General features: G+C 62.9%; 12 protein-coding genes. 8 read left to right on the top strand and 4 right to left on the bottom strand.

What is annotated here, in order from left to right; translation table 11 throughout:
* Positions 1-12 precede the first annotated feature (12 nt).
* Together NYQ88_RS07175 and NYQ88_RS07180 are read left to right on the top strand one after the other, a co-directional pair.
* Positions 13-1317 carry an aminotransferase class III-fold pyridoxal phosphate-dependent enzyme gene (locus NYQ88_RS07175; RefSeq protein WP_275654266.1) on the top strand — a complete coding sequence of 435 codons (1305 nt, stop codon included), beginning with the start codon at positions 13-15 and terminating at the stop codon, positions 1315-1317.
* Positions 1318-1327: 10 nt separating this feature from the next.
* Entirely contained in the window at positions 1328-1801 is a 474-nt protein-coding gene (locus NYQ88_RS07180; RefSeq protein WP_275654267.1) for an ureidoglycolate lyase, read from the top strand.
* On the opposite strand, the gene NYQ88_RS07185 is transcribed toward NYQ88_RS07180, so the two are convergent.
* Positions 1787-2095, bottom strand: coding sequence for a hypothetical protein (locus NYQ88_RS07185; RefSeq protein ID WP_275654268.1), 309 nt, complete (start codon positions 2093-2095; stop codon positions 1787-1789). The genes NYQ88_RS07180 and NYQ88_RS07185 overlap by 15 nt on opposite strands.
* 239 nt (positions 2096-2334) lie before the next feature.
* On the opposite strand from NYQ88_RS07185, the gene NYQ88_RS07190 reads away from it, so the two are divergent.
* From NYQ88_RS07190 to NYQ88_RS07200, 3 genes are read left to right on the top strand one after another with little or no spacing between them, the layout of a single operon-like run.
* Complete coding sequence (locus tag NYQ88_RS07190; RefSeq protein ID WP_275654269.1) at positions 2335-3186, top strand: hypothetical protein; 852 nt, start codon at positions 2335-2337, stop codon at positions 3184-3186.
* Between the two features lie 19 nt (positions 3187-3205).
* Entirely contained in the window at positions 3206-3469 is a 264-nt protein-coding gene (locus NYQ88_RS07195; protein ID WP_275654270.1) for an acyl carrier protein, read from the top strand.
* A 26-nt stretch (positions 3470-3495) separates the two neighbouring features.
* Positions 3496-4572, top strand: a complete 1077-nt coding sequence (locus NYQ88_RS07200) for a type III PLP-dependent enzyme (protein WP_275654867.1) — start codon at positions 3496-3498, stop codon at positions 4570-4572.
* A 4-nt stretch (positions 4573-4576) separates the two neighbouring features.
* Here the strand turns inward: NYQ88_RS07200 and NYQ88_RS07205 are convergent, their stop codons facing one another.
* From NYQ88_RS07205 to dgoD, 3 genes are read right to left on the bottom strand one after another with little or no spacing between them, the layout of a single operon-like run.
* A complete protein-coding gene (locus NYQ88_RS07205) occupies positions 4577-5320 on the bottom strand; it encodes a FadR/GntR family transcriptional regulator (protein ID WP_275654271.1) in 744 nt (247 codons plus the stop codon).
* Positions 5321-5375: 55 nt separating this feature from the next.
* The gene (locus NYQ88_RS07210) at positions 5376-6137 is read right to left on the bottom strand and encodes an SDR family oxidoreductase (RefSeq protein ID WP_275654272.1); all 762 of its coding nucleotides are present in this window, start codon (positions 6135-6137) and stop codon (positions 5376-5378) included.
* Between the two features lie 4 nt (positions 6138-6141).
* The gene (gene dgoD, locus NYQ88_RS07215; RefSeq protein WP_275654273.1) at positions 6142-7314 is read right to left on the bottom strand and encodes a galactonate dehydratase; all 1173 of its coding nucleotides are present in this window, start codon (positions 7312-7314) and stop codon (positions 6142-6144) included.
* 196 nt (positions 7315-7510) lie between these two features.
* Here dgoD and NYQ88_RS07220 point away from each other — a divergent pair, with 196 nt between their 5' ends.
* From NYQ88_RS07220 to NYQ88_RS07230, 3 genes are read left to right on the top strand one after another with little or no spacing between them, the layout of a single operon-like run.
* Positions 7511-8428: a sugar ABC transporter permease gene (locus NYQ88_RS07220; protein ID WP_275654274.1), complete on the top strand. Its 918-nt coding sequence runs from the start codon at positions 7511-7513 to the stop codon at positions 8426-8428.
* Positions 8425-9267, top strand: a complete 843-nt coding sequence (locus NYQ88_RS07225; RefSeq protein ID WP_275654275.1) for a carbohydrate ABC transporter permease — start codon at positions 8425-8427, stop codon at positions 9265-9267. The genes NYQ88_RS07220 and NYQ88_RS07225 overlap by 4 nt, the downstream gene beginning before the upstream one ends.
* Before the next feature lie 50 nt (positions 9268-9317).
* Entirely contained in the window at positions 9318-10598 is a 1281-nt protein-coding gene (locus tag NYQ88_RS07230) for an extracellular solute-binding protein (RefSeq protein WP_275654276.1), read from the top strand.
* Positions 10599-10653: the final 55 nt, after the last annotated feature.

Genomic DNA, 10653 nt, shown 5'->3' on the forward strand with positions numbered 1-10653 from the left:
AGGAGGATTGGCGTGGGTAAGGGACAGGATTTGTGGCGCAGGGCCAAGGAGATCATTCCGGGAGGCAACATGCTGTTGTCCAAGCGCCCGGAAATGTTCCTGCCCGATCAGTGGCCGGCTTATTTCAGCAAGTCCAAGGGGTGCCACGTGTGGGATCTCGACGGCCGCGAGCTGATCGACATGACCATCATGGGCGTCGGCGCCAACACACTGGGCTATGGCAATGATCGCGTCGATGCCGCCGTGGTCGAGGTGGTGGCCAAGGGCAATATGTCGACGCTCAACGCCCCCGAGGAAGTGGCGCTGGCCGAAAAGCTGATCGAGCTCCACCCCTGGGCCGACATGGCCCGCTTCGCCCGCACCGGCGGCGAAGCCAATGCCATCGCCATCCGCATTGCCCGCGCCGCGTCCGGTCGCGATGGCGTCGCCATCTGCGGCTATCACGGCTGGCACGACTGGTATCTCGCCTCCAATCTTGGCGCCGACGACAGCCTTGCGGGCCACCTCCTGCCAGGGCTCGATCCCAATGGCGTGCCCCGCAATCTGCGCGGTACCGTCTATCCCTTTGCCTACAATGACATTCCGGCCCTCGAGGCGGTGATCGCCACCGGCCAGGTCGGCGTCATCATGATGGAAGTCTCGCGAAACTTCGATCCGCCCGCTGGCTATCTCGAGCGCGTGCGCGAGCTAGCCACGGCCAATGGCATCGTGCTGATCTTTGACGAATGCACTTCCGGTTTCCGCCAGAGCTTTGGCGGGCTGCACAAGAATTTCGGCGTCGATCCCGACATGGCCGTGTTCGGCAAGGCGCTCGGCAACGGCTATGCCGTCACCGCCATCATCGGCCGTCGCGCGGTCATGGAAGCGGCCCAGTCGAGCTTTATCAGCTCCACCTTCTGGACCGAGCGCATCGGCTCGGCGGCAGGGGTTGCGACCCTTGCCGTGATGGAGGAAACCCGCCCGTGGGAGACCATCACCGCCATCGGCCTCGACATTACCGCGCGCTGGAAGGCGCTGGCTGAAAAGCACGGTCTCAAGCTCACCACGTCTGGCCTTCCGGCATTGACCAGCTTCAATTTCGCCGGCCCCAACGCAGCGGCGTACAAGACATTGATCAGCCAGGAAATGCTCGATAAGGGCTATCTGGCTGCCAACAGCGTCTACACCTGCACCGCCCACACGCCGGATATTGTCGATGGCTATTTCGACGCCCTCGATCCGGTCTTTGCCCTCATTGCCGAGTGCGAAAACGGGCGCGATGTGATGGGCCTGCTGCGCGGCCCCATCTGCCATGCCAGCTTCAAGCGGCTCAACTAGGTCAACGCCTATGTCGATCACACTCAAGGCCCAGCCGCTTACTGCTGCCGCCATCGCCCCCTATGTCACCCTCCTGGGCTCGGACGACGGCAAGGCCCGCGTCATCCCCGAAGTGATGGACAAGGACGACGTCGCCGGTGCCCATGCCTTCACCGTGCTTTGCCCGCAACCTGTCACCGGCGCGATCTCCATCACTGCGCTGGAGCGTCATCCGCACTCGACGCAGAGTTTTGTGCCGCTGAAGGCTGGTCGCTGGCTGGTGCTGGTTGCGCCCACTGCCGCTGATGGCTCGCCCGATCTCTCCGGCGCCAAGGCGTTCCTCGCGGGTCCGGAAGACGCCATCTGCATTGGCCAGGATGCCTGGCATGCCGGACTTACCGTGCTCGATCAGCCGGCCCAGTTCGGCATGATCATGTGGAAGGCCGAGAGCGAAGAAGACGGCATTCTCTTCCAGCTCGACGCACCGATCTCAGTCGAGATCTAGGTCCAGATCACTATCCGAGACCACCCGCTGCTCCGCTTCGTCGTCGACGAATTGGGGTGGCGGGCGCGTCGACACATAGCAGCCCGCGCGTTCGAGGAGCTCACGCGCTTCGGCCATATAGCCAATATAGTGCCCGGTCCATTCCTCGCTCTCCCACGCCTCCGGCGGGAGCAGGGCCTTCTTGCGCTCGCGATCGAAATCCTCGAGACGCCCGTCAATCGAGGCCCAGGCCCGGGCAAAGCGTTCCACCACTTCTTCACTGAAGCTCGAATTTGGCGGTGCGGGCTTTCTCATCGGCGGGACCCCAAATCGGTGCGGGACAAATCGCCCAGACCCATCTCGTACAAAACTTGGCGTCGTCGCGGAAGGGGCGTCGGGCCCGCTATGCATCCGGGAGATTTCGCCGATTTCTTGGGCTTGTACTGGTAGCTTAACTATCTTCGGCGTTCTTTCTGCAAATTGTACTAATATTGGGTAGAAATATTACGTGCTTTGCAGAGCATAAGTGGTCTTCCTCGCATAGTGGCAGGACAATGGGCGGCGCATCTATTAATTTCAGTCCCATCGGGCAAGGCAATCTCTCGGTTGCCGCTGAACTGCTGAGAGAAGGGTTCCCCAAGCATCAGGGCGAATTCTGGGAGCGTTCTCTCAAGTCGGTATTCGCGTATTCGGACGCCTGGGGCCTGGGGTCTCCCGGCCATGTCATGCACGTTGATGGCGAGCCCGTCGGCGTGTTGCTGACCATCGGAAGGCGGACAGCCGATGGCCCGAAGATCGTCAATCTCTCGAGCTGGTACGTGCGCCCGAAATTTCGCTGGCTGGCCCCGCGCATGCTGATGCGTGCCACGTCGGACCCCTCGACCACCTATACAGATCTCACCGCCTCCGAGGAGGCTGCCAAGCTCAACAAGCTGCTGGGTTTCCGGACGATCACCGAGACCGTGGCCTATCTCATCCTGCCGATGACAGCGTTCGCGACCCGGCCGGGTACGCGCGTCGTTCCGGTGTCGGCACGCTCCATGGCGCGGCTCGATCCCGCCGACAGGACGATGCTCGAATTTCACGCTCAGCTCGATTGCATCTGCGCCGTGCTTGAAGACGAAGCGGGATCGAGCCCGCTGATCTTCACGCGCACCTCGCGCCGCGGCGTGCCGTTTGCCCGGCTGATCTATGCACGGGACAGGGGCGTGGCCCAGGCGGCAAGGGGCGCGATTGCCCGCTTCCTGATGCTGCGGGGCCTGTTCCTGCTCTGTCTCTTCGTCAATCGCGGCGAACCCATTCCCAGCGGATGGTTCGGCGGCGGCTCGCCGGTGCAGGTGAAGGGCGAATGGAACGATGGCCGCATCGATGCGGCCTATTCAGAACTGGCATTTTTGGGCCTCTAGGGCCAATCGGGGGACTATTGTGAGTGCAGTGACCATGCTCGTCGAGGACGATATTGAATCAATTGTCTATGGCTACCTCCGCGAGCGCTTTCCGCCGCTTGCGGACTGCGATGCCGATACGCCGCTGATCGAGACGGGGGCGCTCGATTCCCTCGGCTTCCTTGAGCTGATGATGTTTCTCAGCGAGAAATTCGGCATCGAACTCACCGATGATGACTTTGACCCGAGCAATCTCGAAACGCCCGGCAGCATCATCGCCTTCATCCGGCGGAACACCCGTTGAGCGCTTCGCCCTATCTCCTTCACCACCTGCTTGATGGTGCCGCCGGCAATGCCGCCGAAGCCATCGTGCATGGCGAGCGGCGACTCGCGGGCATCGAAATCGCCTCGATCGGGGAATATCGCGCGGCCATAGCAGCGGGCGCTGCGCCGGAGCGCATCCTTTTCGCCGGTCCGGGCAAGCGTCGGCGTGAGCTGGAAGAGGTCATCGCCGATGGCATCGGCGAAATCCATGTCGAGAGCCATGAAGAGATCGAGCGGATCGAAGCCATCGCCGCCGGCCTTTCACTGCGGGTGAAAATCTCGCTGCGCATCAATCCCATGGCCGAGGCGCAGGCCGGCGCCATGCGCATGGGTGGAAAACCCACGGCATTCGGGTTTTGCGAGGAAGACCTCGATCCCGTCTTCGCCCAACTCGCGCAGTGCCGACAGCTCGATTTCGTCGGCGTTCATATCTATGGCGGCACGCAGATCCTTGATGCGGAGGCGCTCCTCAACCAGTGGCGCCACGGCATCCGCATTGCCGGCGACATCGCCGCCCGACTTGGCCGCCCGCTCGAAACCATCGATCTCGGCGGCGGTCTCGGCATTCCCTATTATGCCGGTGAAACCCCGCTCGATCTGGCAGCCTTCAAAGCAGGTCTGCCGGAACTCTCGGCACTGCTTGCCGCCGATAGCAACCTCGCCGCTGCGCGCATCGTGGTGGAACCGGGACGGTTCCTCACCGGGCCGGGCGGCATCTATGTCGCTGAGGTCAATGCGGTGAAAGACGTGCGCGGCACACTCTTCGTCATCACCGATGGCGGAATGCACCATCATCTGGCCGCCTCGGGCAATCTGGGGCAGATCATCAAGCGCGATTATCCCATCGTCGCTCCGGCCCGCATGGATGAGGCCCCCTCAATGGCCGCCACCATCGTCGGCCCGCTCTGCACGCCGCTCGATACGCTGGCCCGATCCGCGCTCCTGCCCGCCCTCAAGGCCGGCGATCTCATCGCCGTCCTCCAGTCCGGTGCCTATGGTCCCTCCGCCAGTCCGGGGAACTTCCTCAGCCATGCCCCGGCCGCAGAAATGCTGGTCGAGAACGGTGAGGTCATGATCCTCTAGCGGATCAGCCCTGCCGGTCCTCGGGCACGCCCGAAAGGCCGAGGTCCACGAGGGCGATGTTGAGGAGCCGCGCCATCGAGGCAAATGCCCCCTCGCTGTCGCGCAGGCGAATGCGTTCGATGACCTCGCCGTGATTGGCAAGCGAGGCGCCGGGTTCGCGGGCGCGGGCAATGGTCAGGCGGAACGAATAGGCCAGCGCCGCCCCGATGGTGTTGGACAATTGCTGGAAGACGATATTGCCGCTGGCCCGCAAGAGGGCGGTGTGGAAGTCGATATCGGCCTTGTTGAACGCCTCGAAATCCTGGCTGGCCTTATGTCGGCTCATGCGCGCAAAAGCATCCTCGAGCGGCGCGATGTCAGTGGCGGTAGCCCTGAGCGCGGCAAAACGAGCGGCGGCCGGTTCGATCACCTGCCGCGCCTCGATGAGGCTGAGCACCAGCTCGGCGCTCGGATGCAGTTCCATCGACCAGGCCAGCACGTCCGGATCGAGCAAATTCCACTCTTCGCGGGCCCGCACCACCGTGCCGATGCGCGGCCGCGTCGTCACCATGCCCTTGCTGTCGAGCACCTTCACCGCCTCGCGCACCGCGCTGCGGCTGACGCTGAACGTCTCGCACAGTTCCGGTTCGGACGGGAGCACGCTGCCGGGCGGGAACTCATTGTCCAGAATGCGCTGGGCCAGCGTCTTGACCACGTGGCGATGCACGCGCGGCTTGAGGAGTGGCTTGGTCGTAGCGGCCAAAGTCACGGCACGCGATCCTTTCTTGGGGCGCTAGGGCGTTGGCGGTCGCGCCGGGACCGCCCTAGTCATGATAGAGCACCGAACGCCCACCATCGATGGCGATCGATGTCGCATTGATGAACGGCGCCTCGTCGCTGGCGAGAAACACTGCCGTCATCGCCACTTCCTCGGGACTGCCGATCCGCTTGGGCGGGTGAAGGTCATAGGTGCGCTGCCGCTCGGCCGCCGGATCGGCAAAGCCTTTCCAGTATTCTATGGCAAGCTCGGTCTCGATATAGCCTGGCGCAATCGCGTTCACGCGGATGCCCTGCGCCGCATATTCGATCCCCAGCGACCGCGTCAGCCCCAGCAGCCCATGCTTGGCGACGGGATAGGGGAAGGTGCCGGGGATGATGGTCGATGAATGCGAGGAGGCGATATTGACGATGCTGCCCGCCTGCTGGTCGATCATCGTGGGCAATGCCGCCCGGCACATGCGCCAGACGCCTTCGAGATCCACCGCCATGCAACGCGCCCATTCAGCGTCGGTGGTCTCCAGCGGCTCGTGAAAGACATTGATGCCGGCATTGTTGACGAGAATGTCGATGCCGCCATTGCGGGCAAGGACTTCGGCGATGGCCGCGTCGACAGAGGACTGGTCAGTGACGTCGGTGGGAATGAAAAAGGCATTGTCGCCCAGCCGTGCCGCGGTGGCCGCGCCGGTTTCCTCGTCGCGCTCGGCGATGATCACCTGCGCGCCCTCGCGCACAAACGCCTCTGCTATCGCCGCCCCAATTCCGCGTCCCGCTCCGGTGACGACAGCGATTTTCCCCCCAAGGCGCATCGATTTACCAATCCACGATTGTCCCGTCTGGCATGACGGCGTTCTGCGTATGCATCACTTCCTGGGCAAAGGGATGCTTGGCGCACTCCGCCTCGTCAACCACAATTCCCAATCCCGGTGCCTCGGGCACTTGCCAGAAGCCGTCAACCCGGCGGATCGGTCCCTGCACCACTTCAAAATACCAGGGCACGGCCCCCACCATCTCCTCCTGGATGACATGATTGGGTGTCGAAACAGCAAAATGCAGCGCCGCCACACCGGCGATGGGCCCGAGCGGGTTGTGCGGGGCAACACCAATGCCCAGTGCCTCGGCGCGGGCGGCGATCTTCTTGGCCTCCATCAGCCCGCCGCAATGGCAGATGTCGGGCTGGACGATGTCGATGGCGCCAGTGGCAAAGAGCGCGTCGAACTCACTCCTGTCGATCAGCCGTTCGCCTGTCGCCAGGGGCACCTTGGTCTGGCGCCCTAGCTTGGCCAGGCTCTGGAAGTCGCCGGGCTGAACAGGCTCCTCAACAAACATCGGCCGCGCCGGTGCCAGCGCCTCGATATAGGCGAGCGCTGCGCCGGCTGACGCCGGGCGACCGTGGAAATCAACCATGATCTCGATCTCGTCGCCCACGGCGGCGCGCATCGCCTCCATCATGCGAGCAACCTTGTCGATCTGGGGCAGGGGGGCGTGATAGTGCGTATAGGGCACGAAGACGGCCTTGAACGCCTTGTAGCCGCTCTCGACCACCGCGCGCGCGCGCTCGACCAGCGGATCGATTTCGTCCGTCTCATAGACCGCCCGCATGTCGCCCATGCCGAGATGGGTATAGACCGCCACCTTGTCGCGCACCTTGCCGCCCAGCAGCCGCCAGACCGGCACGCCGAAATGCTTGCCCATGATGTCCCAGAGCGCCATTTCGATGCCGGACACCGCGCTCATGCCAATCGCGCCGAGCCGCCAGAAGCTCTGCTTGGTCATGGCCCTATAGGCCTGCTCGATGTCGCGGGGGTCGCGCCCGATCAGCAGGGGCGCCAGGTCATCAATGGCCCCGACGACAGCGCGCGTTTTCCATTCGAGCGTCGCCTCGCCCCAGCCGAACAGGCCGGGTTCGTCGGTCTCAACCTTGACGAACACCCAATTGCGCATTTCCGCATTGACCACACGGGTCGAAATCGCTGTGATCCTCACACGGCACCTATAAATCAGATGATTAGATGCTAGGTGACGGTTTTAATGGGGTCAAGGGGTGGCTGCGCTGGCCTTTTATTCCTTCGCCATGCGTTGTAGGACGCGTGTCTCTTGGCGTTCGTGCCCCTTCGGCCACCGCCTCTTGACATGCGGATCAAACATCAGATTATTTAAATCCAGAAACCGGAGGATTGGCATGGCATCGGGCCACGCTGGCAAAACCCTGCACCGCATGCGCCGCGACAACGCCTTCTATCTGGCGATCGCGCCCTTCCTCGTTGTCTTCCTGGTGTTCTCGGTCTTCCCGGTGATCTTCTCGCTCTATCTCGGCTTCAATCGCTGGGATGGGTTTTCCGACCCGCAATGGGTCGGGTTCGAGAACTATGCCCGCGCCCTGCGCGATCCCGTGTTCCAGAAGGCCATCGGCAACACAATTTTCATGTGGTTCTGGTCCACGGTGCTGACCGTGCTGCTGGCGCTGGTCATCGCCGTCCTCGTCAACGACTACGTTGCCTTCGGCAAAAGCTATTTCCGCATGGTGTTCCTCTTGCCGCTGCTGGTGGCGCCGGCCATCGCGGCCATCGTGCTGCGCATGTTCTTTTCGGCCAATGGCGGCATCGTCAATCTGCTCTCCGGCGCCATGAGCGGCACGCCGAGCTATTTCGACTGGCTGGGTTCGGAAGCCTGGATCAAGCCGCTGGTGGTCCTCCTTGTCATCTGGCGCTGGACCGGCTGGTACATCATCATCTTCATGGCCGCTCTGCAGTCCATTCCGCGCGATATCTATGAGGCCGCGCGCATGGATGGCGTCGGGCGCTGGGCCATCTTCTCCCGCATCACCCTGCCGCTGCTGCTCCCCGCCATCGCCTTTGCCACCATCACGGCGACCTTGGGTGGCCTCCAGATGTTCGACGAGCCTTATGTCCTCACCCAGGGCATGGGCGGCACCAATAACTCGGCGACGACGCTGGGCATGTACCTCTTCGCCACCGCCTTCACCCGCCTCAATTTCGGGCTGGGATCGGCCGTCTCCTGGTACATCTTTGCCGCCGTCGTCATCCTCACCCTTGTCTATCAGGCCGGGCTCAAGCGCCTGCGCGGGGCGAGCGCATGATGCAGATGCTCCGCAATCGCGAAAAGCGCTTCAACCTTGTCATCACCCTGGTGCTGCTGGCGCTCAGCATCTTCTTCATCCTGCCGCTCTACTGGACGGCCGTTTTCGCCACGCGCACCCTCAACGAGGTGTTCCAGTTCCCGCCGCCCCTGTGGTTCGGCGACAATATCGTCCAGAACTACAGGAACATCGAAGCGGTGTTCCCGCCCTTTCGGCCGATCCTCAATTCCCTCATCGTGGCGGTGCCAAAAACCATCGGCCTTGTGCTGGTCAGTGCGCTCGCCGGTTATGGCCTTGCCCGCTACACCCGCGCGCCCGGCCACAAGATGATCCTCGTCGTCACCTTCGCGACGCTGTTCTTTCCGCCGTCGCTGGCGCTGATCCCGTTCTTCCTGCAGATGAATGCCCTCGGCTGGCTCAACACCTATTGGCCCCTCATCATCCCTGCGCTGGCCTCGGGCTTCGGCGTCGTCTGGATGTACACCTATATCGGCTCCACCGTTCCCAAGGAGCTCTACGAAGCCTCCGAGATGGACGGCGCCAAGGGGCTCTCCACCTTCTTCTTCGTGGTCCTGCCGATCATCCGGCCCGGGCTTGCAGCGCTGTCGGTGTGGACGCTGATCAGCACCTGGAACGATTTTCAGATCCCGCTCGTGGTGCTCAGCGACGGCAGCAAATTTACCGTGCCGCTGGCGCTCACCACGCTCTCGACCACTCATTATTCCGACATGCCGGCGGTGATGCTCGCGACGCTCATGGGCCTTGTGCCGGTCTTCATTCTGTTCGGCTTGCTGAGCCGCCAATTCATCGCCGGGCTGACCGCCGGGTCGGTCAAATAAACCAATTGCCGCGGGGAGCGGCAGGACACTGCAAAGGGAGGATTTGCACCATGAAGACCATTCTGAAAGGACTTGCGGCCCTGGCGCTGGCCAGCACCGTCTCGTTGCCTGCCATCGCCCAGGACGCGCCGGATACCAGCATTTCCGGCACGATCAATGTGCTGACCTGGCCCAATAACGACCGCACCTTCCAGGCGCTTTTGCCTTCGTTCAACGCGGTCTATCCGAACATTACCGTCAATGTTCAGGGCATTCCGCAGGCCAACAGCGCCTATCTCAATGCCGTGCAGCGCGCCATGCTGGCCGGCGGCGGCACCGACGTCGCCATGATCGAGATCGGCATGATGGCGCTCCTGCGCGACAAGCCCCAATGGGTCGATCTCTCGCAGGCGCCCTACAATGCCGGTGAGTTCATCAATGATTTCGCTGGCTTCACCGTCGCCAATGTCACCCTGCCGGATGGCAAGATCTCCGCACTCCCCAAGCACACCGGCCCGGGCGGCATGTTCTACCGCTCCGACATTTTCGCCGAAGCCGGCCTGCCGACCGATCCCGCCGAAGTCGGCGCGCTCTTTGCCGATTGGGATGCCTTCATCACCGAAGGGCAAAAGCTCGTCATTCCCAATGAGCGCTGGGTGATCGGCAATGGCGAGGAAATCGTCCGCGCCATGATGGCTCAGGCGGGCGTCAGCTATTTCAGCGCTGAGGGCGAATTCCAGATCGATGATCCGATCTTCACGACCGCCCTCGAAAAGGTCAAGGAAGCCGCGGACGCGGGCATGATCTCGCCCTTCACCGCCTGGAGCCCGGAATGGCAGGGCGCCTTCCAGCGCGGCCAGCTCGCGACTGCTCTCTACGGCAACTGGTTCGGGGGCCTCTTGAAGCGCGCCTATGCCACCGATCAGGAAGGCCAATGGGCCATCACCCAGGTACCGGGCGTCGATGGCAATCGCTCCTTCAACTCGGGTGGCGACTATATCGGCATTCTGGAAGGCAGCCAGAACAAGGAAGCCGCCTGGGCCTTCATCCATTGGGTCGTCACCAATGACGAGAGCCTCAAGCAGCAATACCAGAACGACGATCTCTTCCCCGCCTACACCCCGGCCACGCAGTCGGAGTGGATCAATTTCGAAGATCCCTATTATGGCGGCCAGAACGTCAACGAGGTCTTTGCCCCGATCCAGGCCGAGATGGTCCCGTTCACCCTCAACGCCCTCGACCCCGTCGCCGCAACGGCAATGGGCACGGCCATCAACAACGTCGCCCGCGGCGTCCAGAGCGTCGAGGAAGCCCTCGCCGCCGTGAAGGCCGAAGTCGAAGCACAGATGTAGGGGCGTCGCCCCCCACCTAACCTCCCCCTTCCCAGGGGGAGGGACTTATCGCGTT

The organism is Devosia sp. SD17-2 (assembly GCF_029201565.1).
In the GTDB taxonomy this organism is placed as follows: domain Bacteria; phylum Pseudomonadota; class Alphaproteobacteria; order Rhizobiales; family Devosiaceae; genus Devosia.